General features: G+C 60.9%; 28 protein-coding genes, 8 tRNA genes, 1 pseudogene and 1 riboswitch. Of the genes and pseudogenes, 13 read left to right on the top strand and 24 right to left on the bottom strand.

From position 1 onward, the window contains the following. Positions 1–138: 138 nt before the first annotated feature. The 7 genes from AC27E8_RS14345 to gndA all read right to left on the bottom strand — a co-directional run bounded on the left by AC27E8_RS14345 (position 139) and on the right by gndA (position 2,287). Positions 139–215, bottom strand: a tRNA-Ile gene (locus AC27E8_RS14345). Between the two features lie 7 nt (positions 216–222). Next, a tRNA-Val gene (locus AC27E8_RS14340) sits at positions 223–297 on the bottom strand. 55 nt (positions 298–352) lie between these two features. Beyond that, positions 353–427, bottom strand: a tRNA-Asn gene (locus AC27E8_RS14335). Between the two features lie 3 nt (positions 428–430). Next, positions 431–506 (bottom strand) — tRNA-Ala (locus AC27E8_RS14330). A gap of 22 nt (positions 507–528) precedes the next feature. Continuing rightward, positions 529–611, bottom strand: a tRNA-Leu gene (locus AC27E8_RS14325). A gap of 7 nt (positions 612–618) precedes the next feature. Continuing rightward, positions 619–695, bottom strand: a tRNA-Arg gene (locus AC27E8_RS14320). Positions 696–853: 158 nt separating this feature from the next. Continuing rightward, positions 854–2,287, bottom strand: a complete 1,434-nt coding sequence (gene gndA / locus AC27E8_RS14315) for an NADP-dependent phosphogluconate dehydrogenase (RefSeq protein ID WP_487099938.1) — start codon at positions 2,285–2,287, stop codon at positions 854–856. A 285-nt stretch (positions 2,288–2,572) separates the two neighbouring features. Here gndA and AC27E8_RS14310 point away from each other — a divergent pair. Both AC27E8_RS14310 and AC27E8_RS14305 read left to right on the top strand, forming a co-directional pair. Next, positions 2,573–2,797, top strand: a pseudogene (locus AC27E8_RS14310) (nitronate monooxygenase); the annotation flags it as partial. Between the two features lie 61 nt (positions 2,798–2,858). Then, a complete protein-coding gene (locus tag AC27E8_RS14305) occupies positions 2,859–3,683 on the top strand; it encodes an NAD(P)H-dependent flavin oxidoreductase (RefSeq protein ID WP_487099937.1) in 825 nt (274 codons plus the stop codon). 63 nt (positions 3,684–3,746) lie between these two features. On the opposite strand, the gene AC27E8_RS14300 is transcribed toward AC27E8_RS14305, so the two are convergent. Beyond that, positions 3,747–3,938 carry an H-type small acid-soluble spore protein gene (locus AC27E8_RS14300; protein WP_041695711.1) on the bottom strand — a complete coding sequence of 64 codons (192 nt, stop codon included), beginning with the start codon at positions 3,936–3,938 and terminating at the stop codon, positions 3,747–3,749. Between the two features lie 136 nt (positions 3,939–4,074). Then, positions 4,075–5,550 carry an aldehyde dehydrogenase family protein gene (locus tag AC27E8_RS14295; protein ID WP_487099935.1) on the bottom strand — a complete coding sequence of 492 codons (1,476 nt, stop codon included), beginning with the start codon at positions 5,548–5,550 and terminating at the stop codon, positions 4,075–4,077. Between the two features lie 323 nt (positions 5,551–5,873). Between AC27E8_RS14295 and AC27E8_RS14290 the strand changes: the two genes are divergently transcribed. Both AC27E8_RS14290 and AC27E8_RS14285 read left to right on the top strand, forming a co-directional pair. Then, positions 5,874–7,124 carry a glycosyltransferase family 39 protein gene (locus tag AC27E8_RS14290; RefSeq protein ID WP_487099934.1) on the top strand — a complete coding sequence of 417 codons (1,251 nt, stop codon included), beginning with the start codon at positions 5,874–5,876 and terminating at the stop codon, positions 7,122–7,124. A 96-nt stretch (positions 7,125–7,220) separates the two neighbouring features. After that, positions 7,221–8,117 carry an alpha/beta hydrolase gene (locus AC27E8_RS14285; protein ID WP_487099933.1) on the top strand — a complete coding sequence of 299 codons (897 nt, stop codon included), beginning with the start codon at positions 7,221–7,223 and terminating at the stop codon, positions 8,115–8,117. Between the two features lie 113 nt (positions 8,118–8,230). Here the strand turns inward: AC27E8_RS14285 and AC27E8_RS14280 are convergent, their stop codons facing one another. The 3 genes from AC27E8_RS14280 to AC27E8_RS14270 all read right to left on the bottom strand — a co-directional run bounded on the left by AC27E8_RS14280 (position 8,231) and on the right by AC27E8_RS14270 (position 9,260). Then, the gene (locus AC27E8_RS14280) at positions 8,231–8,836 is read right to left on the bottom strand and encodes a general stress protein (RefSeq protein ID WP_487099932.1); all 606 of its coding nucleotides are present in this window, start codon (positions 8,834–8,836) and stop codon (positions 8,231–8,233) included. Positions 8,837–9,057: 221 nt separating this feature from the next. Further along, a tRNA-Ser gene (locus AC27E8_RS14275) sits at positions 9,058–9,147 on the bottom strand. A gap of 38 nt (positions 9,148–9,185) precedes the next feature. Next, positions 9,186–9,260 (bottom strand) — tRNA-Gly (locus AC27E8_RS14270). Between the two features lie 190 nt (positions 9,261–9,450). On the opposite strand from AC27E8_RS14270, the gene AC27E8_RS14265 reads away from it, so the two are divergent. From AC27E8_RS14265 to AC27E8_RS14250, 4 genes are all read left to right on the top strand, one after another. Then, positions 9,451–9,897 (top strand): YfmQ family protein, encoded by a 447-nt coding sequence (locus AC27E8_RS14265; protein WP_487099930.1) that lies wholly within the window; start codon positions 9,451–9,453, stop codon positions 9,895–9,897. Positions 9,898–9,990: 93 nt separating this feature from the next. After that, positions 9,991–10,821, top strand: coding sequence for a hypothetical protein (locus AC27E8_RS14260; protein ID WP_487099929.1), 831 nt, complete (start codon positions 9,991–9,993; stop codon positions 10,819–10,821). A gap of 281 nt (positions 10,822–11,102) precedes the next feature. Then, a riboswitch (cyclic di-AMP (ydaO/yuaA leader) is annotated at positions 11,103–11,247 on the top strand. After that, positions 11,247–11,789, top strand: coding sequence for a C40 family peptidase (locus AC27E8_RS14255; RefSeq protein WP_014463929.1), 543 nt, complete (start codon positions 11,247–11,249; stop codon positions 11,787–11,789). It overlaps the preceding riboswitch by 1 nt. Before the next feature lie 200 nt (positions 11,790–11,989). Further along, on the top strand, positions 11,990–12,427 hold the full coding sequence (locus AC27E8_RS14250; RefSeq protein ID WP_014463928.1) for a 3D domain-containing protein: 438 nt from the start codon (positions 11,990–11,992) through the stop codon (positions 12,425–12,427). Here the strand turns inward: AC27E8_RS14250 and AC27E8_RS14245 are convergent. The 4 genes from AC27E8_RS14245 to AC27E8_RS14230 form a co-directional block, all read right to left on the bottom strand. Continuing rightward, positions 12,424–12,855 (bottom strand): DUF86 domain-containing protein, encoded by a 432-nt coding sequence (locus AC27E8_RS14245; protein WP_487099927.1) that lies wholly within the window; start codon positions 12,853–12,855, stop codon positions 12,424–12,426. The genes AC27E8_RS14250 and AC27E8_RS14245 overlap by 4 nt on opposite strands. Before the next feature lie 4 nt (positions 12,856–12,859). After that, positions 12,860–13,336, bottom strand: coding sequence for an NUDIX domain-containing protein (locus AC27E8_RS14240; protein ID WP_487099926.1), 477 nt, complete (start codon positions 13,334–13,336; stop codon positions 12,860–12,862). Position 13,337: 1 nt separating this feature from the next. After that, on the bottom strand, positions 13,338–13,820 hold the full coding sequence (locus AC27E8_RS14235; protein ID WP_487099925.1) for a divergent PAP2 family protein: 483 nt from the start codon (positions 13,818–13,820) through the stop codon (positions 13,338–13,340). 66 nt (positions 13,821–13,886) lie between these two features. Further along, positions 13,887–14,969, bottom strand: coding sequence for a M42 family metallopeptidase (locus tag AC27E8_RS14230; RefSeq protein WP_487099924.1), 1,083 nt, complete (start codon positions 14,967–14,969; stop codon positions 13,887–13,889). Positions 14,970–15,101: 132 nt separating this feature from the next. Between AC27E8_RS14230 and AC27E8_RS14225 the strand changes: the two genes are divergently transcribed. Further along, positions 15,102–15,422, top strand: coding sequence for a YunC family protein (locus tag AC27E8_RS14225; protein WP_487099923.1), 321 nt, complete (start codon positions 15,102–15,104; stop codon positions 15,420–15,422). 118 nt (positions 15,423–15,540) lie between these two features. Beyond that, positions 15,541–16,140 (top strand): DedA family protein, encoded by a 600-nt coding sequence (locus tag AC27E8_RS14220; protein ID WP_487099922.1) that lies wholly within the window; start codon positions 15,541–15,543, stop codon positions 16,138–16,140. On the opposite strand, the gene AC27E8_RS14215 is transcribed toward AC27E8_RS14220, so the two are convergent. From AC27E8_RS14215 to AC27E8_RS14195, 5 genes are all read right to left on the bottom strand, one after another. After that, positions 16,125–17,372 carry an HD domain-containing protein gene (locus AC27E8_RS14215; protein ID WP_487099921.1) on the bottom strand — a complete coding sequence of 416 codons (1,248 nt, stop codon included), beginning with the start codon at positions 17,370–17,372 and terminating at the stop codon, positions 16,125–16,127. The genes AC27E8_RS14220 and AC27E8_RS14215 overlap by 16 nt on opposite strands. 71 nt (positions 17,373–17,443) lie before the next feature. Next, the gene (locus AC27E8_RS14210; protein ID WP_487099920.1) at positions 17,444–17,797 is read right to left on the bottom strand and encodes a HesB/IscA family protein; all 354 of its coding nucleotides are present in this window, start codon (positions 17,795–17,797) and stop codon (positions 17,444–17,446) included. A 51-nt stretch (positions 17,798–17,848) separates the two neighbouring features. After that, positions 17,849–18,319: a thioredoxin-dependent thiol peroxidase gene (gene bcp, locus AC27E8_RS14205; protein WP_014463919.1), complete on the bottom strand. Its 471-nt coding sequence runs from the start codon at positions 18,317–18,319 to the stop codon at positions 17,849–17,851. A 29-nt stretch (positions 18,320–18,348) separates the two neighbouring features. Further along, a complete protein-coding gene (locus tag AC27E8_RS14200) occupies positions 18,349–19,803 on the bottom strand; it encodes an aminotransferase class I/II-fold pyridoxal phosphate-dependent enzyme (protein ID WP_487099919.1) in 1,455 nt (484 codons plus the stop codon). A 45-nt stretch (positions 19,804–19,848) separates the two neighbouring features. Next, positions 19,849–20,319, bottom strand: a complete 471-nt coding sequence (locus AC27E8_RS14195) for a YwhD family protein (protein ID WP_014463917.1) — start codon at positions 20,317–20,319, stop codon at positions 19,849–19,851. A 172-nt stretch (positions 20,320–20,491) separates the two neighbouring features. Between AC27E8_RS14195 and AC27E8_RS14190 the strand changes: the two genes are divergently transcribed. After that, complete coding sequence (locus tag AC27E8_RS14190) at positions 20,492–21,130, top strand: SpoIID/LytB domain-containing protein (RefSeq protein ID WP_487099918.1); 639 nt, start codon at positions 20,492–20,494, stop codon at positions 21,128–21,130. 48 nt (positions 21,131–21,178) lie between these two features. Beyond that, complete coding sequence (locus AC27E8_RS14185; RefSeq protein ID WP_487099916.1) at positions 21,179–22,069, top strand: peptidase associated/transthyretin-like domain-containing protein; 891 nt, start codon at positions 21,179–21,181, stop codon at positions 22,067–22,069. Here the strand turns inward: AC27E8_RS14185 and AC27E8_RS14180 are convergent. Genes AC27E8_RS14180 through AC27E8_RS14170 form a run of 3 tightly spaced genes read right to left on the bottom strand, consistent with a single transcriptional unit; the run spans position 22,066 to position 25,317 of the window. Beyond that, positions 22,066–23,241 carry an aminotransferase class I/II-fold pyridoxal phosphate-dependent enzyme gene (locus tag AC27E8_RS14180; RefSeq protein ID WP_487099915.1) on the bottom strand — a complete coding sequence of 392 codons (1,176 nt, stop codon included), beginning with the start codon at positions 23,239–23,241 and terminating at the stop codon, positions 22,066–22,068. The genes AC27E8_RS14185 and AC27E8_RS14180 overlap by 4 nt on opposite strands. Further along, positions 23,238–24,446, bottom strand: coding sequence for an FtsW/RodA/SpoVE family cell cycle protein (locus tag AC27E8_RS14175; RefSeq protein ID WP_487099914.1), 1,209 nt, complete (start codon positions 24,444–24,446; stop codon positions 23,238–23,240). Before AC27E8_RS14175 ends, AC27E8_RS14180 begins: the two co-directional genes overlap by 4 nt. Before the next feature lie 43 nt (positions 24,447–24,489). Further along, complete coding sequence (locus tag AC27E8_RS14170) at positions 24,490–25,317, bottom strand: glycerophosphodiester phosphodiesterase family protein (protein ID WP_487099913.1); 828 nt, start codon at positions 25,315–25,317, stop codon at positions 24,490–24,492. Between the two features lie 79 nt (positions 25,318–25,396). Here AC27E8_RS14170 and AC27E8_RS14165 point away from each other — a divergent pair, with 79 nt between their 5' ends. Further along, positions 25,397–25,711 carry a hypothetical protein gene (locus tag AC27E8_RS14165; RefSeq protein WP_487099912.1) on the top strand — a complete coding sequence of 105 codons (315 nt, stop codon included), beginning with the start codon at positions 25,397–25,399 and terminating at the stop codon, positions 25,709–25,711. The last annotated feature ends 75 nt before the right edge of the window (positions 25,712–25,786 follow it).

The following is a 25,786-nucleotide window of genomic DNA, read 5'->3' as shown; positions in this document are numbered from 1 at the left end:
TGTGGCTCGCGCTAAGGCACCTCAATCCATCGGCTATCGCAGTTGGAACGCTAGGGTCATATCGCACAAAAACCGTGCACAAAAAAACCGCCGAAGGGTTTGACTCTGCACGCCCTTCGACGGTTCCTACTCTTGATATGGTGGGCCCAGGTGGACTCGAACCACCGACCTCACGATTATCAGTCGTGCGCTCTAGCCGACTGAGCTATGAGCCCATAAAAATGGTGGGCGGTGGCAGGATCGAACTGCCGACCCCTCGCGTGTGAGGCGAGTGCTCTCCCGCTGAGCTAACCGCCCATCTCAATTACGGGTATCCACATGTGAAGATTGCCTCGCTTGACGGGGAGTGCGTTGGCTCCCCGAGTAGGATTCGAACCTACGACCCTCCGGTTAACAGCCGGATGCTCTACCGCTGAGCTATCGAGGAATGTGGTGGAGCTAAGCGGATTCGAACCGCTGGCCTCCAGAGTGCGATTCTGGCGCTCTCCCAACTGAGCTATAGCCCCACATGGTCTCCCCGTCAAGCGTTGGTCCCGGAGGCCGGACTCGAACCGGCACGGTTTCCCGCACGATTTTGAGTCGTGTGCGTCTGCCAATTCCGCCACTCCGGGAATCACATGGCGTGCCCGGAGAGATTCGAACTCCCGACCTTTTGATTCGTAGTCAAACGCTCTATCCAACTGAGCTACGGGCACGCGTCTCTGTCGCTCGTCTCCGCTCATCGCGTCACTGACGAAGTCGACGTTGAGTAATGTATCACGGTTCTCGAGAAAACGCAAGCCCCTGTGGGTGATTTTTTTGCAGACCCACAGGGGCCGTGCCGATGTGCATGCACCGAGCGGACAGAGCGGGCTCAGACTTCCGTCAACATGGGCTCGTCACTCAGCCAGTGGAAGTGGAACACGCCATCGCGATCGGTCCGGCGAAACGTGTGTGCACCGAAGTAATCGCGCTGCGCCTGCAGCAGGTTGGCGGGCAGCCGCTCCGAGCGATAGCTGTCGTAGTACGCGAGCGCGCTCGCAAACGCCGGAACAGGCACGCCGTAAGCGACGGCAGTCGCCACGACGCGGCGCCATGAATCCTGGTACGACGCAATGGACGCCCGGAAGTAGGGATCCAGAAGCAAGTTTGGAAGATCAGGATTCCGGTCGTAGGCCTCCTTGATGTTGTGCAAGAAGCGGGCCCGGATGATGCAGCCGCCGCGGAAGATCATGGCGATGGCGCCGAGATCGAGATTCCAACTGTACTCCTGCGACGCTTGGCGCAGTTGGGCGAAGCCTTGCGCATACGAACAGATCTTGCTCGCGTACAACGCGCGGCGGACATCCTCGATGAACGCGTCGCGATCGAGCGATTCCCGAGGCCGCTCGGGGCCGGGAAGCACCCTGCTCGCGGCCACGCGTTCCTCCTTCATGGCCGACAAAAAGCGGGCGAAGACGCTTTCGGTAATCATCGTGAGGGGCACGCCGAGATCGAGGGCGCTTTGGCTCGTCCACTTGCCAGTTCCTTTTTGTCCGGCCGTGTCGAGGATGATGTCGACCATGGGCCGCCCCGTCTCCGGATCGCGCTTCGAGAAGATGTCCGCGGTGATTTCGATCAGGTAACTGTCGAGTTCGCCTTTGTTCCACTCCGAAAAGACGTGGTGGAGCTCGTCGGCGGACAGCCCGAGGATCTCGCTCAGCAGGTGATACGCCTCGCAAATGAGCTGCATGTCGCCGTACTCAATGCCGTTGTGGACCATTTTCACATAGTGGCCTGCGCCGTCTGGGCCGATGTAGGTGCAGCAAGGATCCTCGCCCACCTTCGCGGCGATGGCCGTCAAAATGGGCTCGACGAGCGCGTACGCGTCCCGGCTGCCGCCCGGCATGATGGCAGGTCCCTTCAGCGCCCCTTCTTCGCCGCCGGAAATGCCTGTACCGATGAAGAGAATGCCCTTTTCCTCGAGCTCCCTGTGCCGCCGCCGCGTGTCCTCGAAGTACGAATTCCCCCCGTCGACAATCACGTCTCCGGGCTCGAGCAGCGGCACAAGTTGCGAAATCGCCTCGTCGACAGGGCGTCCGGCCTGGACCATCAGGATGACGCGCCGCGGGCGCTCAAGCGAGGCGACGAAGTCCTGAAGCGAATAGGTCGGTATGATCTTCTTGTCTTTCGCCTCTTCCGCAAGTTCCTGTGTTCTCGAGGCCGTGCGGTTGTACACAGCAACCGTGAAGCCTCGGCTCTCGATATTCAGGGCCAGGTTTTTCCCCATGACCGCAAGGCCCATCACGCCTACCTGTTCTTCTGCCACGCTCTCCACTCCTTGTCTGTCCGAGTTCCGCTCACGCGGCGGATCGCCCTCATCATAGAACAGGCAGAACTCTTCGACAAGTAGAGAAGGTTGCAAGATTAGTACCAGGAGCGGGATGGGTCTCGCATAGACAAAAGGAGCAGCCTCTCGGCCGCCCCTTTTGCAAAGGCTGTTGACACGCCACCGAACCACGCCAATGCGTCCGTTCTCGCGGCACATCAACCTCCTGTGCTCACATTTTGCCCCGCCGGCCGGAGAGGTATACACTGAACACCATCTGGTTCCATGCGCCTCACAGGGCGAAGGAGGGATTCCATGGCTGAAACGAACGAGTGGCTTCGGGCTCTGGGCGTGCGCCACCCGATTTTCGCCGCACCGATGGCCGGAGGCCCGTCGACACCCGAACTGGTCGCGGCCGTGAGCGACGCGGGAGGTCTCGGCTTCCTCGGCGTGGGGTACCTGTCCCCCGAAGAGACGCGGGCAGCCATTCGCCGCGTGCGGGCGTTGACGGACGCCCCGTTCGGTGTCAACGTGTTTATCCCGGAGGACCCCAAGGGAGACGCGAACCATCATGGCAATGAAGACATGGCTGCGCGAGTGGGTGGACGATCCGGCACTTGCGGACGAGATCGACAGTGTGGATCCGCGCTTTCCGGCGCTCGCCGCGTTCGAAGCTCAGATGGACGTCATCCTAGAAGAGTGCGTGCCCGTCCTAAGCTTCACCTTTGGCTGTCCTGACGCCGACACCGTAGGGCGGTGGAAAGCAGCGGGCGCGTGCGTCATCGGCACGGCCACCACGCCGGAGGAGGCCGCGGCGCTCGAGCAGGCAGGCTGTGATGCCGTGATCGCGCAAGGATACGAGGCCGGTGGCCACCGTGGCTCCTTCCTGCCGGTGGACGAAACCCGGCTCATCGGGACCATGGCGCTCGTGCCTCAAGTGGTCGATCGCGTCCGCATTCCGGTCATCGCGGCGGGCGGCGTCATGGACGGCCGGGGCATTGTCGCGTGCCTCGCGTTGGGTGCAATCGCGGTGCAAATGGGGACAAGTTTCCTGGTGACGGACGAGAGCGGCGCCCACCCGGCGTACAAACGAGCCGTCATGGAGTGGCGGGATCGCGGAACGGCTTTGACGCGGAGTTTCTCAGGCAGACCTGCGCGAGGCATTCGCAACGCCTTCATGGAAGCGGTGGAGCGAGCAGGGATACAGGTTCCGCCGTACCCGCTTCAGAACACCCTGACTCAGCCGATTCGCCGCCGCGCGGCTGTGATGGGAGATGCCGAACGAATGTCGCTGTGGGCGGGACAGGGCTACCCCATGGCCAAGCCCATGCCTGCAGCGAAAAGGGTGCAGGAACTCGTGCAGGAGATGGAGCGTGTGAAATCTCTCCTGCGCTAAGCTGATGGCCATGCAAAGCGATGAGCGCCGGCTGTTAAGTCTACGCCGGCGCTCCGCAGAAGGTCAATGCACCACGTGTTGCTCCGTCAAATCGCGCACGTGGACCTCGTAGCGATGGTCCGGGTTCTTGAGATGATACACCCTGGCCTTCTGGGTTTCCTCATCCACCGACTGAATGTACACCTGATGGCCCTCGTGTGTGACGTGGGCCATCACGGGCGACGAAGCGATTTCCTTCGCGCGCTGAAGATCCATGTCGGACACCTCCTCGTGATCGCCCTTGAGGTTTCCCCACGCCGCGAGAAACATGAGGGCTTTTTTCTGGCGGCCTTGGATTTATCACGACAGCATCGGTCCGCGTTCTACCGCTTCGTCATCCTGTCACACAGGTTTACGAAAACGGATACTCCCTCGGCTCCTTCTGCACAGAAATCCACTTCAGCGTCGTGAACTCCTCGATGCCCCATTCGCCGCAATAACGGCCAATGCCGGAAGCCTTTTCTCCCCCAAACGGTACGTTGGATTCCACGTTGACCGTCTGGTCATTGACATGGATCATCCCTGTGACGATGCGCTGGGCGACGCGAATGCCACGCTCGAGATCTCCCGTGAACACCGCGCCCGACAGTCCATAGTCCGAGTCGTTTGCCACGTTCACGGCCTCTTCCTCGCTGTCCACAGGCAGAATCGCCGCCACCGGACCAAAGATCTCGTTTTTCGCGATAGGCATGTCGTTCGTCACATCGGCCAGGATGTAGGGGTACATGAGCTGGCCTTCGAGCTTCCCCTCCAAAACGAGGCGCGCCCCCATCTTTACGCTCTCGTCGATAAGGCCCATGATCCGTTTCGCCTGGCGCTCGTTGATGAGAGGACAAATCACCGTCTCGGGGTCTGCCGGATCGCCGACCTTCACCTTTTCGGTAGCTGCCTTGAACTTCTCGACAAACTCGTCGTACACCTTGCGGTGGACAATCATGCGATTCGTCGCAATGCAGATCTGGCCTTGGTGCAGATATTTCCCGAACACAGCTGCGGCGACCGCCCGGTCCACGTCCGCATCGTCGAGCACGATGAACACGTTGTTCCCGCCGAGTTCGAGCGCCACCTTGCGCAGCGATCGCGCCGCGACCTCAGCGATATGTCGGCCTGCAGCCGTAGATCCCGTGAACGAAATCACCCGCGGAACCGGATGTTCGACCATCGCGTCGCCAATCTCGTCGAGATCGGCTACCACCACGCTCAACAGCCCGGGTGGAAGCCCCGCCTGTTCAAACAACTCAGCCACGAGAAGCCCGCCAGTGATGGGCGTCTGAGAATCCGCCTTGAGGACGATGGCGTTCCCCGTCGCAAGAGCCGGGGCCACCACGCGGATGCTGAGGTAAAACGGCCAATTCCACGGCGTGATAGCGCCCACGACTCCGACGGGGGTGCGATACACGCGATTTTCCTTGCCCGGAATAGCCGAGGGAAGGATGACAGCGGTCATTTTGTGCGCATACTCGGCGGCCAGTTTGATATCGCCGATGGAAGCATCCACCTCGATACTCGCCTTCAGATGAGAGCTTCCCGTCTCCTCGACCAGGTAGCGCACGATCTCGTCCTTCCTCTGCGTGAGAATGGCGGCCGCGCGCTCCATCACCTCGGCGCGCGTGAATGCACTCGCCTCAGCCCACGCTTGCTGTGCCGCCTGGGCCTTTCGATAAGCCAGATCGATATCTTGCACCGATGCCAGCGGAAGCTCCGCGAGGACCTCCTGGTTGTACGGATTGCGAACCGTCACCGTCCTGCTGCTCGTCCCAGGCCTCCACTCTCCTCCAAGGTACAGTTTGTTCCATTGGCCATACTTCACCGCGGTTGTGCTCGACACTTTGTCTCACCTCTCTTGGCGTTCTGCGCGAGTGGCACTCTGTCTCAACACGGCGATCCGGCGATGATAGCGCTTGCACGATCCCGCCTACGATTCGCCATGCAATTCCAATTTTACAGAATACGAGTCTGGGTATTTTTCATCGCGTGTCCAGCGATCTTTCGCTTTTTCGACGTCATCTTGTCGCATGGAATGCCTGCGGTAAGCCACGAATCTGTTCCAAGCTCGAAACTTTGCCGGATTTGCGCTAGGATTGGGGACAGCGTGGAAAGGAGCAAGCGCACATGATAGGCAGTGCGAGTTTGCGTCGGGATGGACGTGCGATGGCCATTCTCATCGCCGTCAACCTCGTGCTGAGGTTCGCGTGGATCTCTTTCATGCACCCCGCGCAGCAGGCGGATTTCGCTTGGTACTATGCGCGCGCGGTTGAACTGGCCCACAACCAAGGCTACAACTGGATGGGGCATCCGACGGCCTATTGGCCCATCGGCTGGCCGTTTTTTCTGTCCTTGATCTACCGTGTGACAGGGCCGTCCGTCAGGGTCGGTCTCGCGGTGAACGTTCTCCTGTCGACGGGCATCGTATGCCTGATTTATGCGTTGACCCGCATGCTGTTCCAGGACTGGAGATACGCCACATGCGCAGCGGTGGCGTACACCTGCCTGCCAAGCCAGATTCTATGGAACAGCGTCTTGGGTTCCGAAGAATTGTTCACGCTCCTCCTCATGCTGTTCTTTGTCCTTTATGTGGGAGGGGCGAGCGGTCCATCCGGATTTCGATGGCTGGCCGTGGCAGGTGCCATGATGGGGCTCGCTTGCGATGTCCGGCCCATCCCCTTGGCGTTTCCCGCCTTTTTGTTCGTGTACGAGTGGTGGATGGCCAACACCGCTGGCACATCACCCGCCATGCGGATGGCGTCGCGGGCGGCCCGCGCCCTCCTTCGCGTCCTCTGCGTGGCTGTGTTCATGTTTGTCGCGATCCTGCCCGTCACCCTTCGAAATCGTATCGCTATGGGCCACTTCGTCCTCGTATCGACGAACGGCGGCACAAATTTGTGGCAAGGTGTTCACGTCAACGGCGGCTACTGGTGGTCGTACAACCCGTACGTCAATCCCTTAGTACAAGTGACCAACGAAATCACGAAAAACGAACTTGGAGAACATCTCGCCGAGCAATACATCTTGCACCATCCCTGGAAGACCTTCTTGAACGGATGGATCAAGATCTTTGACTTGTACAAGAACGACGTCAATGCGAATTGGTACACCTTCCGCATGTCCGTCCGGTTTCATTCATGGCTTCACGCCATTGATGCATGCACGACCGTGGCGTATTGGGTGCTGATGTGCCTGAGCTTGCTCGGCATCGCCTATACGTGGAGGAGACATCGGGATGCTCGCCGGTGGTCTGCGCTTCTTCTGACTTTCATCGTCTACTACACGTGCTTCTTTTTCTTCTTCCCCGCGTGGGACCGGTTCCGCTACCCTCTCATGCCTTTGTTCTCTGTCTTTGCTGGTCCGGCCTGTCTCTGGTTATGGCATCGGTTCAAGCATGCGATCCGCCCGCACGGTTGACCATGGGTATCTCCAGACGCGGGCGGGATCGTCAGCGTTTGAGCAATGTGATATTCTAGCTGGTAAAGTGATACCGCTTACAAAGGAGGCGTTCCCATGCCTAGCCCACAGGCGCTTTCCGTTCGATCGATGTTGCAACAAATGCGCGCATCACAGAACCCCGCAGAACTCAGCCTAGAAGCACAGCGAGCTGGCCTGGATCAAATGGGCCGGACCATTCCTAAGCCCGAAAACGTGAGGGTGGAGCGAACGTCGTTCGGCGGCGTGCCCGGCGAATGGGTTGCGATAGCCGACGAGCCCACGACGCGGGTCATTCTGTACCTGCACGGCGGTGCGTACTACATGGGCAGCTGTGAATCCCACCGAAGCCTGGCGTGGCGGCTCGCTCAAGCGTCGGGAGCGCGCGTCGCCCTCATCGAGTACCGACTTGCCCCCGAACACAAGTTTCCAGCCGCAGTGGAGGACGCCGTGAAAGCGTACGAATCGCTGCTCGCACAAGACATCACACCAGACCGAATCGCCATCGCCGGAGACTCCGCTGGAGGCGGTCTGACGCTCGCCACGCTCGTCTCGCTGCGCGATGCCGGCAAACCGCTTCCCGCGTGCGCCGCAGTCCTCTCGCCTTGGACGGATTTAGCGGGCACAGGGCCATCGATGGAATCGCGAGCCGCATACGACCCTTGGCTTGAACCCGAAGGGATCCGCAAGGCGCCGCTCTTGTACTGCAGTCCGGAACAATTGACACATCCGCTCGTGTCGCCGCTTTACGCGGATCTGACTGGATTACCCCCCATCCTCATTCACGTGGGTCACGACGAATGCCTTCTCGACGACTCCGTGAGACTGCACGAAAAGCTGCGGCAGGCTGGCGTGGAGGCGCGACTGCATATCTGGGAGGATATGTGGCACGTATTTCACAGCTTCCCAATCCCGGAAGCGGACGAGGCGCTTAAAGAAATCGGAGATTTCGTGAAAGAGAAGATTCCGGAGTAAGGCGCTTGCCGGGCCCGTGCACTGACCAACCTTGGATGACCACGGGCCCGGCGCGCCAGCGACTCGACTTGAATCGAGTCCGAGTCTGCGCGGCGCATTCGCATGAAACAGGATCAGGCTTCCGCAGGTTTTTCCGTTGACGGAGCCGAACGCCCGTCTTCCGAAACACTGCTGTTGTCAAACATCTCAATTTGCGTGCAATTCGTTTGTTGAAGCGCGTAGTAAGCCTTGGCCACGAGGTCAGACGGTCCGCTGACCATCACCAGGTACTCGCCCTCTTTGATAGAGCGCTCGAATTGGACCGCTTTTTCGTGCTTCAGGCCCCAGCCGACGAGCAATCCAGCCAGCCCGCCAAACAAGGCTCCTTCCACCGCCGAGGTCAAGGCGTACGCGATGGGTCCAAAAAGGAGCAATGGCCCCGTCACCGGCGCGAAAAACACGGTGAAGCCCAGGAGCAAGCCGAGCATACCGCCCCACAAGGCGCCAAATTTGCTGCCTTCCTTGGCCACGCCGCGGATGGTCGTGAAGCCAAGCGGGCGATCTTCGATCGAGAAATTCTTCCCGACTAATGAAATATGCTCCGCCGGGATCTGCCTTTCTAGTAACATTTCGACCGCCTTTTCCGCGTCGACATAGGTCTTGTATGTCGCAGCGACATGATCGGTATGGCGATCGTGCAATCCTTGCGACGATAACGCTTGATTTTCGGTTGGTTCCATTGGCACACTCCTCTATCGCCTGCGCAGACTCGGACAGCCCCAGTGTATCAGGGCCCAAACGCAGGAGCAAATCCGGGGGACTTCCACGGTGTTCCATCGAGCCTCGCAGAGGGCAATGGGCAGAAGGAGGGCAGAAGAAAGAGGCATAACTGTGCGTGAACATAATTGCGAGTGAACCAAAAATGGCGAGGGCTCAAAACCCTCGCCATTTTTGCGTTTGTTGGCGGAGAGGGTGGGATTCGAACCCACGGTGCCCTTGCGGACACGGCGGTTTTCAAGACCGCTGACTTCAACCACTCGCCCACCTCTCCACATGACAACGAAGGAGAGGCCAAACCTCCCCTCCAAATGGAGCGGAAGACGGGATTCGAACCCGCGACCCTCGCCTTGGCAAGGCGATGCTCTACCCCTGAGCTACTTCCGCATATGTCCACGTCCGAACGCAGCTATACTTTACATCGACGTTGAGACGCGTGTCAACTCCTCCAGGCGCTCTACAACTCCACAAAACGTCACAAAGGTGAGCGCCGGTCCCGGAAATTTCGATACAAATGGCCGCGCCCCGAGCGCTATAATATCGTCAAGGCGAGTTCATCAACAAGGGGAGATCCGGGTTGCCAGCCATTCCGCAGTGGGTTGTATATGCTGCCGCCGTCGTGTTCCCCATTCTGGCCTTTGCACTGACACCGCCAAGCATATGGGTCAACCGACTCGTTTCGTCGCTGTCCATCCATCCAACGTTTGATGTCTCCCGTGTGACATCGGTCAACGTGTACGGAACGGAACTACGTGGACGTGATCGCGACCGGTTTCTTCACGCATTTAACCAGGCAGATTTCCTGTTTGAGCGGGGGATGATCCCCGAACTCAACTATAATCCGATTTTTATCCGCGTCAAAGAGGGTAAGCGGATGTATGAGTTCACCGCGTACCTCTACGGGGACGGCATGGTCCAAATGGTCCGGCACAAGCGGAAAAAGAACGTTCCCTACCGCGTGTCATCTCAGCAGTTGGAGATGGTGCTCCAATCCTGCGTCCGGGATCCCTGGTGGGTGAGCTGAGGCACGAGCCGAGCTTCAAGCGGATTTCAAGCATGGTGTGTTAGGTTACAACCGTACCGCGCTTATTCCAGTTTCGGTACGGAGGTGGCAACGATGCCAATGTTCCTGCATCGGAAGGCCCTTGTTGGTTCGGCCGCTGTTCTGTCGACCCTCGCCGCGGGCGGCGGTGTGGTCTTTGCAGCGGTTGACCGCGGTCACGAATCTGTGCGCGCAGCCAGCGAGCAATCGGGATCGCCGATGCGCGCGGATCGTCAAATCTTGCGCACGCTGAGGCAAGACCTTGTGAGCGAAGCGGCACAGGAACTCCATCTCACCCCAACCGCTCTTCGCCAGGACTTGCGAGAAGGCAAGACGATGGAACAGCTCGCCGCGCAAGCGGGCATCTCTACGTCCACGCTTATCTCGAATCTCGAAAGCAAGGCCCAGTCAGACATTCAAGCCGACGTTGCGAACGGAACCCTCACGAGCGCACAAGCTTCGAAAATCGAATCGAAGGTGGATCTCGCCATTCAAGCGTGGATGAACGGAAAGTGGCCGACTGGATGGGACAAGATGCGTCCGCGCGGAGCCGGCGTGTGGCGCCGAGAATTGATTGCGACTGCCGCGCAGGACTTGCACCTGTCGACCTCGTCGCTCATCGCCGATTTGCGTAAGGGGCAAACCCTCGCCGAGATAGCTGCGGCACAGGGCGTCTCCACGTCGACGCTCATCTCCGACCTCGAGAATGCGGCGCAAGCCGACATCCAAAAAGCCGTTTCCAATGGAAAGATCACCGCGAGCGAGGCGCAGGCGATATTGGGGCGGATCGACACGTGGATCACGGACTGGGTCAACGGCACGCTCCCCCATCCTTCAGGCGCCCATCTGCCAGGCGGGCAACCGACATCGTCGACAACCGGTTCCAATACGGCTTCCAACGCGTGAAGTGCAGTTCCTCCACGGCCCCGATGTCGAGTCGGGGCCTTTGCTTTGGCCCCCGGATGGTGTCCCGATGTCCCTTCGCGTCGGTCGCTTGATGATGTTCCGCGGAGTTCCGTGAAGTTCCCAAGCTCCAAGATCACCCTTTGACTTTCCACAAGGAACCGTATCGAAGAAACCAATTTACCTGTGGCTCTTCCTTTTAAGGCATTCATCCTCCGCCCGATCCATGATTCTCGTAATGAATGAGCTTGCGCTTCCTGTTACGCTTTCAGTGCACCACTCACACCAAGATTACGCCGAATCCTGCGAAACGCAGGTACGGGGGACAAGCGGGCTTGACGCCCAGGGGTGAATTGCGCCTCGTGCGCATAGGGGGACTCTTCCACCCGAACCCGTCAACTAACCTCGGAGGCTACAGGAGGAGAAGCATGCTGCCGAAACGAACGTCCCTTGGAGCGATTGCCGCGACGGCCGCCACTCTTGCAACGCTGACCATGGGCGGCTGCACAGCCCTCGCGCAAACTTCGTTGCCCCCTGGGGTTCATCTCGATCCGTCCATTCGACCTCTCGCTTCAGAAAACGCGTCTTACCAACAGAAAACGCAGGCGGTCCTGGAAGTGGCCGAAAGCAAGATCGGCACGCCCTACATCTGGGGGCACAACGAAGACCGCGGTCAGTACGGATTTGACTGCTCGAACTTTGTGGAGTACGTCTATCACCACGCTCTCGGGTATCGCTTTACGACCTCGTCACGCCTTCAATACCTCGAAGTAGGCTGGCGCGTCCCGTACAGCGACCTGAAGCCTGGCGACCTGCTCATCTTCGACGACGGCGGGCATGTCGGGATTTACGCGGGCAATGGAGAAATGATCCAGTGCGGCGGCGGGCTCGGACGCGTCGGCTTCCTCAGCGTGCGGCCGGGATCGTACTGGTATCGGCACCTGTCGGCTGTTCGACAAATGTACACTTGAACCCTAAAGTCGCCCGGCCGCTGGCACCATCCGCTTCGGCCGGGCCCATCCATTCTATAGCCCCCCTTGCGTTGCATAATTTGCCCTTCTATGCACATCTTACAACCATGAACCGATCCCGATGCATAGGTATGTGCCTCACACTCGTCTGTGCAGCCGCTTGTTGGTGCTCGAGCGCCGCGCCGGCGCGCGGAACGACGGTGGCGAAGCAGGCGCACGCGACCGCCCACGCGCAGTCGGTGTCGTGGCGATCCGAGCCGGAGGCCATCACGGTGTTCGGCCGCAGCTACGACATTCGCCGGTGTCGGAAGCTCACCGACACGTTTGTCGTCACGGCCTACAACCTGGATCGCTTCTCCACCGGAAAGGACCCTGGCGATCCCGGCTTCGGAGTGACGAGCACCGGGCGGCCCGCCGTGATCGGACGGACCGTTGCCGTCGATCCGGCGGTGATCCCTTACGGCAGCCTGCTCTATATCGAGGGCGTGGGCTGGCGAATCGCGGAAGACACGGGAGGTGCCATTCGAGGCCATCACATCGACGTGCTCATGCCGTCGCGGAAACATGCCTTGCAGTTTGGGGTGAAGCGCAACTGCCGGGTGACCGTGTACATCCCGGACGATCTCGACGACGTCTAGTGGTTGCGCAAAAACTCGCGAATCTGGTCCATGAAGGGAGCGAACAGATCCGCGTAGCGCGAGACGGCCTCGCGCACGTCCTTCGGCGTGATGCGGGCGTGATCGCGAAGCAGGCGAGATCGGAAGTCGATCACGCCGGTGAAGACATCGAACCACCGAGCGTCGAGGACCTCTTCCTCGACGAGGACTTTGACGATATCGGCGTAGCCGCCGGGATCGCGCATCACAAGCGCGTCGATGATGAGCGACGCGATGTCGGTGACGTACTCGACGCTGGTCCACAGCGCGCGCTCGGCGGCGAGCCGCCACGTGAGATCTTCTTCCCACGCGTCCTCTCGCTCGGCCAATTCCCCCAACCACGCGGCCCGAGCGCTGAGGGCTTCGAGCCACGCCTCAATTTGCCGCTTATGATCCTTCGTCAGAAACACCGTCTCACCTCACTTGAAAACGCGAGGCAACGTCGGAAAAAAGCCTCGCGAATACGTCATCCTGAACAATCGGGCTGCGATCGGTGCAAGGGAACCCTTGTAGACCCAAAATCCAAGGCACGAGGCGCACCGCCGTGGTCTCCGACGTCGCGGGCCGAGCCTTCACGTCGTGCACGTCGGCGAGATACACCCATTTGCTCGCCTCGGAGCCGTCGCGCAGGACAATGGTGTACTGGGCAATCCAGGCGAGGTTCTCGAGCAGAGCGCCCGCCTCTTCAAACGCTTCGCGCCGCGCTGCGGCGTCCGGCGTCTCACCCGGTTCCACCTTGCCCCCGGGAAGCTCCCAGCCCCGCGCGTGATGGCGAACCCACACGCAGCCGTCGAACAGCCTCGCAAACACGAGCACCGAGTGCGGCGCGGGATCGCGCAGGGCGGGATCGAAGGTCAGATGCTTGGCTGGCGCAAACCCCTCGCCCTCCACGTTACCACCACCTGCCAAACACAATGCCGATAGCGAGGCCAATCAGGCCGCCCACGACGATCTCGGCCGGTTCGTGCCCGAGGATCTCCTTGAGGCGTTCGCCTTCGGCCTGCCCTGCGACGGCCGACTCCGACCGCTGGGAGAATTCCATCGCGATGCGGTTCAAAAGGACGGCGTGCTCGCCGGCGTGACGCCGAATGCCGCCGGCATCGTACATGACAATGGCGGCGAAGACCACGGCGACGGCGAAAATGGGGGACGTCGGGCCGACGACAAACCATAGCGCGCTGGCAAGGGCCACCACGCCCGCCGAGTGGGAACTCGGCATGCCCCCCGCCCCAAAGACGCGGCTCCAATCCCAGGCTCGCGTTGTCACATAATGGATGGGGACCTTCAGAATTTGGGTCACCACGATGGCGCAAATAGCCGCCATCAGCGCGGTATTTCCCCACAAGCCCTGCAGAAAATGCAGAAGATCGGGCATTCCGGGGCCTCCTCGAGAAGCGAGGCGCCGAGTCACCGGCGCCTCGCGGACTGTCCATTCTTCACTTTACCACGCCTGAATTTCGGTGACCATATCCCTGTCCAGCGCCTTGACCATGGCCGTGACGAGCTGAATCGCCTGCAGATAGTCGTCCTCGTGCACGACGCCGTTGTGGCTGTGGATGTAGCGCGTCGCGAAGCCGATGTTGACGCTCGGCACGCCGATGCCGTGCAGGTGGAACGATCCGGCATCCGTACCACCGCCCGCCAGGCTGCTGAGCTGAACCGGGATGTTTTCCGCCGCGGCGATGTCCAGCACAAAATCGCGGAAGCGATTGTTTGGAATCATCGAGTGATCATAGATCATGAGCAGCGGGCCCTTGCCGGCGTCGCCGAGGTGCTGGCGCTCCCCGCTCTCAATCCCGGGCGTATCGCCGGCGACGCCGACATCAATGGAAATGGCGATGTCGGGGTCGACCAGATGAACGAGCGTTTTCGCGCCGCGCAGGCCAACCTCCTCCTGAGCTGTGGCGCCCGCAAACACAACGTTCGGGTGGGACTGCCCTTGCAGTTCCTTGAGTACGCAAAGCGCGGTGGCGCAGCCGAGTCGGTTATCGAGTGCCTTGGACACGTACATCTTGGGATTGCCAAGCTGTGTGAACGGGCTGTACGGGACGATGGCGTCGCCCGGCCGCACGCCCATTTCCTCGGCGTGCTCCTTGCTCGTGGCCCCGATGTCCACGAACACGTCCTTCAGTTCAACGACCTTTTTACGTTCGTCGGCCGACAAAATGTGAGGAGGCTTCGAGCCCGTGACGCCGAGCAGAGGTCCCTTGCGCGTCTGCACGAGGACGCGCTGCGCCAGCACGACTTGAGACCACCATCCGCCGATGGGCTGAAACTTCAGGAACCCCTCAGAGGTGATATGGGTGACCATGAAGCCGATTTCATCGAGGTGGCCCGCAACAAGCACCTTGGGCCCGTTTGGGTCACCGGTTTTGCGTCCCACCACGCCGCCTGTGCGATCGCGCAACAATTCCTCGGAAAGCGGCCTGAGGCGCTCCTCAAATTGTTTGCGCACGCCGGACTCGTAGCCGGAGATCCCGTGGGCGTCGCAGAGATCGCGCAACACTTCAACATGTGGATGCATCGATGACTCTCCCCCTCTGCGCCAAATCTGACACCGCCACTCATGATATCACAACCGGATTGGACAAGGCGCGCGCACCCTTGGCACTTTCGGCTCATACGATGGAGAGAACTCGAGGAGGAGAGATGCGGGATGGTGCGCGTGGAGCCCATGTGGATTGAAGGATATCCCTTCACTGCCGTGCAGGTGGATTTGCCGAAGACGACGCTCCTCGTCATCGCGAATTCCGTGGGGTACGCGATGTGTGGGGCTCTCGACGTCCAGCTATTGCGGACCAAACTGCGGGATCGAAACGTCGTGGCCATGCGCGCGACTGGCGTTCGCACGCTGGAGGAATTGCTCGCTGCGTCTGTCGAGAGCCAAACCCAGGCCGCCGAGGAACTCGGGATTCATGCCGGCATGCCGATGCGTGAAGCGCTTGCGGCGCTCGGGCGCGCCGGGCAGAACGGATGATCCGTTCTGCGCCGGGACAAGCCCCTGAACTCGCGCAACCCTGATTTCGTCCTTGAGTTGTGACGAAATCCAGGTACCATGGTAAGAGGCTTGTCTCAGACCGCCGACGGAACGGAGGATGACCGTGTCGCATTTGACCACTCTTGTCGTTCATCACGGCCTCTTGAGCATTTTCCTGCTCATGGCCCTTGAAAGTTGCTGTATCCCCATCCCCTCCGAGGTCGTGATGCCGCTCGCCGGATTCCTCGCCTTTCGACACCTGCTCGGCTTTTGGCCGGCGGTGCTTGTGGCCACACTGGCCAACGTCGTCGGAAGCCTCGTAGCGTACGCCATCGGCAACTACGCTGGCCGAGCCTTCGTCCTCCGCTATGGCCGTTACGTGGGCCTCACCCCCCGCCACCTGGAGCGCGCAGAACGCTGGTTCCTTCGCTTCGGTGAAGCGACGGTCTTTTTCGGCCGCATGGTGCCCGCCGTGCGCACGTTCGTGTCGCTGCCCGCGGGCTTTGCGCGGATGTCCCTCGCGCGATTTGTCCTCTTCAGCCTGCTCGGATCGTTCGTGTGGAACCTCGCGCTCGCGTACGGCGGTTACCAGCTGAACAAGCACTGGCAGCTCCTAGCCGATCACGTCAAGCCCTTCACGTACGTCGGCGCCGCCATCCTTGTGGCTGCGCTGATCTGGTTCTGGTTGCGCCGCCGATCCGATCAAAGCGCGGAATAAGCGATGGAGCGGACGCGCGCCGAGAGAGGATTGGACGGATCCAGCATCTCCTTCGGCAAAAACAGCCGCTCTTCCTGGCTTGGCACGAGCGTCCGGATGAGCTTGGAGGCCTGGCTGAGATCCTCGACGCGGCCGCTTTCATCCCGCAGGAGCAGTCCCTGACCAATGACGTCATATCCCGGGATCTTACACGCGCGCAGCGAGACATAATAGTCTGGGTGAAAGCCCATCGCCTTCGCCGTGGTGCGCAACAGGGCGAGATCGTCCACCGGCGTCGATCCCTGGCGCACCACGGGCGCGAACAGACGGCGGTGGAGGAAGCGCTCGGCGAGATCGCGCAGAATGGGATCCGGGTTTTCCGCAAACGTGTGAAAGGCGTACAACAAGACGGACTCGTCGAGCCGGATGTACCACGACACATCCTCCATGTCGCCCTGAAGCACGCGCCTGAGGGGCTCCGGCATGGCGATCCGTTCTCCCTGCGCAACGAGATCCTTCGCGCGCACAAGGATATTTTCGACGAGGACGTCGCTTCCCACCGTGACCGGGTGCAGGTAGACCTGAACGTACATAAAGTACCGCGCCAACAGGTACTGTTCCACCGTGTGGAGATTTTGACGTTTCACGTAGATGCGCCCGTCCCAATACGTCAGTGAGCGGATGAGCCTGGCGAGTTCGAACAAACCGTACGACACGCCCGTGGCTTCGGCGTCCCGGAGCATGTAGTCCATCCGATCCACGTCGAGCTGGCTCGAGATGAGCGACTCCACGGCCGGATACCGGCTCTCGCGACGAAGGACGCGGACGAGATCGAGCGCGAATTCGTTGTCCACACCGTCGAGCACGGACCGGAGCGCGGGATCTTCGAGAATGATGCGATGCGTCCACGCCTCGTGCTGGACGCCAAGAACCGACTCGAACGTGTGCGAAAAGGGGCCGTGTCCGATATCGTGTAGAAGCGCCGCGGCCAGAGCGAGCCGGATTTCGCGCGGGTCGGTCGGCCAGCCGCATTCTCGCTGCAGGTGGTACAGCACCCGGCGCATGGTCTCGTACGCACCCAAGGAATGGGCGAATCGGGAATGCTCCGCGCCGTGAAACGTCAGAAACGAGGTCCCGAGCTGGCGGATGCGCCGAAGGCGTTGAAACGCCGGTACGTTCACCAGCGCCCACAGGAGGGGATCGTCAAACAGGATCTCGTCGTGAACGGGATCTTTGAGAACTTTTTCGAACACGTGGCGCCCTCCAAACGTCGACCTACGCGGCAACGGGCCGACCGAAGACGTCCTCGGTCAGCCCGTCCAGCTCAATTGCACGATCCCGGATGCCCCGCACGCGTGGCGGTGCGGAAACTTGAACCGCAGCCGCACATTTGCGTGGCGTTCGGGTTGTTGATCTTGAAGCCTTGTCCCGTGAGATCATCCACGTAGTCGATCTCGGAGCCGTCGATGAGTTCCAGGCTCTCCGGATCCACCACAAGCTTGACGCCGTGCTGCACCGTCACCACATCGCCCGGCTTCTCGTTGTCAAGCGCGAGGCCGTATGTGAATCCTGTGCAGCCGCCCGGTTTGGTATAGATGCGCAGCGCATCCTCCCCCGACGCCTGCGACTCCAGGAGCGTGCGGACGCGCTCTGCAGCTTGCTCGGTCAGCGTGATCATCGTCATCGCCTCCCTTTCCAGCTTCTATTATACGCCTTCTCGTACCCCGTTTCAGCCCGCGATTTCCCGGACCTTCGCGAGCACCTCCTCCGCATGCCCGTCGACCTTGACTTTTGGAAACACGGCCGCGATGGCGCCGTCGCGATCGATCACATAGGTCGTGCGCTCAATGCCGAGTGTCTTGCGGCCGTACATGTTTTTTTCCTTGAGCACGTCGTACGCCTGGCAGATCTGACCGTCCGGATCCGAGAGAAGCGGAAAGTTCAGGCCGTGCTTGTCCCGAAACTTGGCGTGCGAGCGCACGTCGTCCCTCGACACCCCGTAGATGACCGCACCGACCTCCTCGAACCGCGACTTGAGATCGCGGAACGCGCAGGCCTCCTGCGTGCAGCCCGGCGTATCGTCCTTGGGATAGAAGTAGAGAACCACGACCTTTCCGCGCAGATCCGACAGCTTGACCGTCTCGCCCGAGTCGGACTCCGCCGAGAACTCAGGCGCCTTCACGCCGACTTCCAGAGCCATAGAAACTCCTCCTACGCGCGGCCGAACCTTCACTCGCGGACGACTTTGATCATGCGGATCTCGGGGTCGTCAGGGCCCTGCACGGGCAGTCCGGCCCGCAGATTGGCTTCGATATAGTCGATATTATCCTGCGTAATCACTTCGCCAGGCAAGAGGATGGGAATGCCAGGTGGGTACACCATCACCATCTCCGCCATAGTCCGCCCCACAGCTTGCTGCAGCGGCACGACCTCCGTCGGCGCGTAGAACGCGGAACGCGGCGTCATCCGCAGCTCGGGCATCGAGGGCAGCGTGACGGGCTGGTGCTCGCGCACTGCGCCGTGGCCGTAGCGATCCGCGATGGCCTCGAGTGCCTGGATGAGCGCCTCGATATCCTCCTCCGTGTCGCCCCACGAGATGATGCACAGAATGTTGTACAAGTCGCTCAACTCGACCTCGATGTTGTACTCCTCACGCAGGATGCGCTCCACGTCGTATCCGGTGAGGCCGAGATCGCGCACGGAGATGGTCAGCTTGGTCGGATCGAGCGCGTAGGTGGCGCTTGAGACGAGCTGGCGCTCGTCGAGGCACCGCAGCCCAGGAATGGCCTGAATCGCCCGCCGCGCCTTGTTGGCGAGGGAAATGGCGTAATCCAGCCGCTCGCGCCCGTGAATGGCCAATTCCTTGCGCGCCACGTCGAGCGAAGCGAGCAGAAGATACGACGTCGACGTGGTGGTCAGCATGCTCAGCACCACCTGCACGTGCCGAGGGTCGATCATCCCTTCGCGCACGTTCAGGACGCTCGATCCCGTCATCGAACCGCCGAGCTTATGCACACTGGTGGCCGCCATGTCGGCGCCCGCCTGCATGGCGGACAGCGGAAGATCCGGATGGAAACCGATGTGCACGCCGTGCGCCTCGTCCACAAGCACAGGGACGCCGACGCTGTGCGCCACCTCCACAATGCGCTCGAGATCGGCCGCAATGCCGAAATAGGTCGGATTGATCACCACAAGGGCGCGCGCGTCGGGATGCTCCTCGAGCGCGCGCGACACGGTCTCGACGGACAGCCCGTGCGAGATGCCGAACTCGCGGTCCACCTCCGGGTGAAGAAAGACCGGCTTGGCGTCCGCGAGAATGAGCGCCGTCAAGACGGACTTGTGGACATTGCGGGGCACCAGGATTTTGTCCCCGGGACCTACGGTCGCCATGACCATCGTCATGATGGCCGTGGACGTGCCTTGGACCGAAAAAAACGTGTAATCGGCCCCGAACGCCTCCGCTGCGAGTTCCTGCGCGTGCTTGATGGCCCCTGTCGGGTGGTGAAGATCGTCGAGCGGCGCAATGTTGATCAGATCCAGCGCGAGCGCGTTGTCTCCCACGAACGCGCGGAAGCGGCTATCCATGCCGCGGCCCTTCTTATGCCCTGGAATGTGAAACTGGCGCGGATTGCGCGCCACGTGTCGCAACAGTGCATCAAACAATGGGGTCTCATTTTGGTTCAACGGAGACATCCCTCCTTGCCGACATGGGACCGCGGCCCGGCCGCTTCACGCGGCGGAGAAAGCTTCTCGGAAGGCTGGGGATGCGTTGTCCCACAGATCCGGGCGAAGTCCGCGCAAGAAGGCGGCGAACTTTTCGATTTGCTCCGGGCTTAAGAGGCTCAAATCCGCTTTGCCCTTCACAGCCTTGTCCATGGCGTTCACGTGGTCCGCGAGTTTCTTGTACCCAAGCTGCGCATCGCTGTCAATCCACATTTCAAACGCCTGAACCCCATTGAATCCCATGCCATGCTCGAATCGCTTCAAACTGATCCACAGCCCGACAATCCGCCTCGGATGGGGCACCTCCTCGAGCGATCCGACAAACCGCACGCCCAACTCGACGCGGCTTTTCGCGTGGATGGCGTTGTTATCGATGAAGATCTCATCGCCATCCATCAAGACTGCCGAGATGCCCTTCAGCTGATCATCCGACGCGTGCGGTTGCTTCGACTGGCCGGTGAGACTCAGTTTCTGCATCCGACATCCCCCCATGGAATCCGTCGGCCCGGTTGGCCGCGAACGTCGCTCACAACTCTAAAGACTCATTGTACCCGCTCCACCTGGATGTGTCACATGTGCCACCGGCGCATGTTCGGCGGAGGGCGGGGAAAAGTAAGACAAACGACCACATCTCGCGAGGGGACAGGTCATGACAAGAGTACAACGGACTGTCGGCCTACTGTGCGCAAGCGGCGCATTCGCTGCTCTCACACCGATCCTCCCGGCGCCTCGCGTCGAGGCGGCCCAGACGATTTACAACACCAGTCTTCCGTCGGTGATCCGCGTCGCCATCCGGGAAAACAATCCGAGCGGCGAGCCGGATCCCCGCGGGCGGATCATGTACGTGGAAGCCGTTCCGTTCACGACCTACTGTGAAGATGTCTTGCCCAATGAGTGGTTCCCGAGTTGGCATCCCGAGGCCCTCAAAGCCGGTGCCATGGCTGTGAAGATGTTCGCTTGGTACCACCATCTGCACCCGGTCACCATCGACGGCTTCACGTTTGACGTCGACAACACGACGAACTTCCAGCACTTTCAGGAGATGTCGAGTCAGCCGACGACCAACGCAGCGTTTCAGGCCATTCAGAAACTCGCGTATACCAAACCGAACGGCGAGATCGTGGAACTCAACTATTCCGCTGGTTACGAAAACGATCCGAACTGGCAGTACCGCAACGCACAGAAGATGGCCCAGTGGGGCTCGGAATACTGGGCAAGGCGTGGCCAGAACTACCTGCAGATCCTGCAATTTTACTACCAGAACAGGGCCCTCATGCGCTTGCCGTGATGGCGCCGACTGACCGCCAACCATCGTTTGAGAAACGAGGGATACGCCATGAAACGATATCCGTCCAAGCGAAGCGTGATGGTCGCATCGCTTTTCGCCAGCGCCATTGCAATGGCCATCCCGACCCAACCGCAGATGGGCGTCCATCGGCACGCGCATGCGCGGGCGCTGCACGGCGCCATCGCGGCGATGGCGCCAGCCGACATTGAGGCTGTGGAACAGCGCACCGAGGCGGCCCCGCAAGCGAAACCTCCGGTGAGCGAGGCGCCCGCACCCCAACCTCGCGCGCGAGACACGGGGAACGGCAAGCCTGGGCCCGGCAAGGTCCCGGTGCAACCGAACCCAAGCGGGAGCAAGCCAAAAGCCTCGAATCCATCGAGCGGATCGAGCGCAGGTCAGGCGAAGCCGAACGCCTCGAGCGGGGCGTCACCCGCGACGCCCAAGCCCGTTCCGCCGCCTTCACCGGCGGCACAAGGCAATGACCAGCCCGCGGGCCCGGAATCGTGGGGCTATACGCGGAAAACCGCGAAACTTCGGATCCGAGTGATCGACGGGAGAACCAAGGAGCCCATCGACGGTGCGGAAGTCGTCCTCATCGAAACCGAGCAGCGGTTCAAGACGGACGCCCAGGGTTACACGCCGTGGTTCGACGCGCCGGTCATCCGCAATCCGAAGTACCGGCCCATGGTGGCCGAACTCCATGGGCAGTTGGGCGCCATTGCCTACAAAGATGGATACCGAGATTCCATCCACCTCGGCATTCGCGTGCACGAAGGGATTCGCCAGCAGACGACCATTTGGATGTACAAGATTGGGCCCGCGGATCGTCGGATTGAGCCCGTCCTATACCAGGAGCCATACCATCACCTGTGGCTCATCCAGCTCGCGGACAAGTTCCGGAGCCACACCCAGCCCGGCGAGGGGCCGGAGCGCCCTTAAAAGCGCCGAGCCCAGAACCGCGCCATGCGCTCGGCCGCCTCCACGAGGCGGTCTTCTGGCGCGAGCAGGCCCACGCGCACGTGCCCTTCCCCATGTTCGCCAAACCCTCTTCCCGGGGCGACCGCGACGTGCGCCTGCTCGAGCAGTTGCTCGGCAAATGCCACGGACGATATGCCCTCGGGCAGCGGAATCCAGCAGAAAAATGACCCCTGAGGCGCGGGCGCCTCGATGCCGGCGGATCGGAGGGCATTGAGAAACGCGTCGCGCCGGCGCTGGTAGGTTTGGCGCAGAGCCTCGATCTCGTCGGCCGGTCCACGCAGCGCGGCGATGGACGCGCGCTGGACGGCGGCAAAGATGGACACGTAGTAGTGATCTTGAATCAGGTTGATGTGTTCAATGACCTCCGGATGGCCCGCCGCGAACGCCACGCGCCAACCGGCCATGTTGAAGGTCTTGCTCAACGTGTAGATCTCGATCCCGACTTCCTTGGCGCCTTCCATCTGCAGGAAGGAAGGTGGGCGGTGGTGATCGTAGCCAATGGCGCCGTACGCGAAGTCATGCACAATGAGCACGCCGTGATGGCGCGCCTTTTCAATCGCCCGCTCGAAGAATGCGGCCGTGGTGCCGGCGCCGGTGGGATTGTTCGGATAATTGAGGTACCACACCTTCGCGCGCTCCCACACCGTTTCGGGCACGGCGTCGAGATCAGGAACGTAACCGTTCGAAGCGGTGATGGGAAGCGCGTAGGGTTCCGCACCGGCGAGCGCGATGCCGCTCAGGTAGTCGGGGTAACCCGGGTCCGGCACAAGGGCCACGTCGCCCGCTTCGAGGTAGAGTTCCGCAACCTCGACGAGGCCCGTCTTGCCGCCCACAAGAATGGCAATCTCCCGCTCCGGATCCAGCGCCACGCCGTAGGTGCGCTGGTAGAACTCCGCCGCTGCCTCCTTGAGCTCCGGCAGCCCGCGAAAGGGAGGGTATCGGTGCGTGGCGGGGTCTAGGACCGCGTCGCGAAGGGCCTCCACGATATGCGACGGGGTGGGCAAATCCGGGTTTCCTTGCCCGAGGTTGATGACGTCATATCCCGCCTGCTGAAACGCGGCCACACGCCTCGTCAATCCGGAGAAAAACTGTTCCGGCAATCGCACAATCCGATTCGCCAGACGAAATGTCACGCCAATCGCCCCTTGCTTGTCTCGAATTGGGCCTGCAGGCGTGCGCGCCTGCGCCTCAGCCCGACGCTCAACACGATGCCCACGGCGAAGTAGTTGACCAACAGCGACGTGCCCCCGTAGCTGATGAACGGCAGCGTGATGCCGGTGGACGGGCTCATGTACATGTCTGCGCCGATGTTCTCAAAGACCTGAAACGCGAACATCCCGACGATCCCGACGGCGATGTACATGCCAAACGGATCCGTGGTCGTCTGGGCGATACGGATGAGCCGATGGCACAGAATCAGAAACAAAAGCACGAGGATGGCCGAGCCGACAAAGCCGAACTCCTCGCCGATGGCGGAAAAGATATAGTCCGTCCACTGATTCGGCACCCAACCTCCCGACGTGAGCACCCCCTTGCCGTACCCTTCGCCAAACAATTCACCGCTGCCGATGGCCGTCTGCGCCATGTGAATATTGTAGCCGTACTTGTCCTGACTGAAATTCGGGTCGACCCAAGTGAGAATGCGATACGCCTGGTATCCCTTCAGGATGTGGTGTTTCATAAGCACATCCACGAAGGCGAGCGTCTGCTTCGTGAAGACGGTCGTCGCCAGGACGCCAAGCGCGATCACGCCGAGCACGAAGAACATCAGCACGGCGTACGGCCCGCGGCGGGCGAACACGCTATACATCGTCAAGAAGATGGCGATCATCACGAGAGCTTGTCCAAGCGCCGGCTCCTTAAAGGTGAGCGCAAACGGCACAAGAACAATGGGCAAAAAGATCCACTGCTTGCGAAGGCGATAGTCCGGTACCTCCGCTTCCTCCACGTCCGCCATGTACTTCGCCAACCACACGACGATGGCGACCTTGGCCAGCTCGGAAGGCTGGAAGGAGAAGGAGTGAAACGAAATCCACGAGTGCGCGCCCATGGTGGCCGGAAACCCAAACACGGCCACTAATAGCACACAGGAGATGCCCCAGAGCCACCAGTGCGCCTTCCGAAGCCACCGATAATCCATCAACGCGCCGGCAAACAGCGCGACAAATCCCAGCACTTCGTAAGCAATCTGCTTGCTCATCACGTGGGACGGGATGTTGGCGCTGTGGTTGCCCGCAGTTGCTGCGTGAATCGCAAGACAGGCGTACACGGCGAGCAGCGCGAGGACCACGACTACCGTGATGTCGAAGTATTTCCATTCGCGACGAACCGACTCCACGCGCCACCCTCCTCCCCGTACAAACAACCCCATGATGTCACGTTTATTGTTCCAGTTCCAGCAGGAGCTTTTGCAAGATCTGCGGCGAATTTGTGACAATGCCGTCCACGCCCTGCCGAATGAGATCTCGCATCACATGCGGATCGTCGACGGTCCACACGTCGACCTCCAAGTGACATCGGTGAGCAAACTCGACGAATCGAGGCGTCACCACCCGAACGCCATGTTGGCGAATCGGCACTTGAACGGCGTCGAAAGGCATCCTCGCCCGCCCGCCGAACGCCCACCCCGCGCGCGTCATCGCCAACAAGCGCGCCACCTCCAGGGGTGAAGCGCTCGTCCTGAGCCGAGGACAGCGCGCTCGGGCTTCCACAAGCGTCCGATGATGAAAGGAAGCCAGCGTCACGCGCTCAAGCGCATCCTCTTCCTCAAGCACCCGCAGAAATAGACCGACAAGAGCGCGCTTCGGTTTCAAGTCCACGTTGAAATGGACGCCCGGAAACGCGCGCAGCGCCTCGCGCAGCGTCGCAATGCGAATTCCGCATCCCCTGTACGGGTACGTTCTGCCGCCATCGCGCGTGAATCGATATCCAAAGTCGTAACGCAAGAGTTCCTGGTAGGTCATGTCCGCAATAGCGCCCGCTCCGTCCGAGACTGCATCAATGCGCTCATCGTGACAGATGACGAGTTCTCGGTCCTTCGTCCAGTGGACATCCGTCTCGATCACGTCTGCCCCTTGGCGCAGCGCGATTTGGAACGCCAGCAACGTGTTTTCAGGCGCCTCGCGACTCGCGCCCCTGTGTGCGAAGATCCGAACTCGCGGGCGCTGCGCCCCAACCATGTGCATCCGCCCTTCAAGGAATTTTTTCACGGCGCTCTCCATCGGTGCAACCGCCCAGCCAAAGCGGACGGATGCCCCGTAACGTAATCGAGAAAGGAGGCGTTCACCTATGCTTACGCTTCGCGAAGTCGGTGCATACTTGGGTCGCCACGTCCATTGCCACACGCATTTCGGATCGTTTCAAGGCGTGGTGGTCCACGTGACGCGGCATCATCTCATCCTGCGAAACGCGGTGCGCGCAGACGCGCCCATCCCGTCACTCGACCATCCGCGCGGCCTGTTCGGTCCCGGCCCTCACGGCATGCCTCCCGGCCCCTCGCAAAACCCGTACGGGCCGCCCGGAGGACCGCAAAGCCCGTGGCACCTCGCCATCCCGCTCGCCGCTATTCTGGGAATCACTGCCATCGGGATTCACTGGTGGTGAGGCACCGCTTGCCTTCTAGGAGGGAATGGCCGTAAGCTGTCGAATGAGGACATAACCTAGACAGCGCAAAGCGGG

The sequence above is a fragment of the Alicyclobacillus sp. CIJ1 genome, assembly GCF_057538885.1.
Note: the sequence above shows the minus strand (reverse complement) of the source record. Positions and strands in the feature narration are given on the sequence as shown.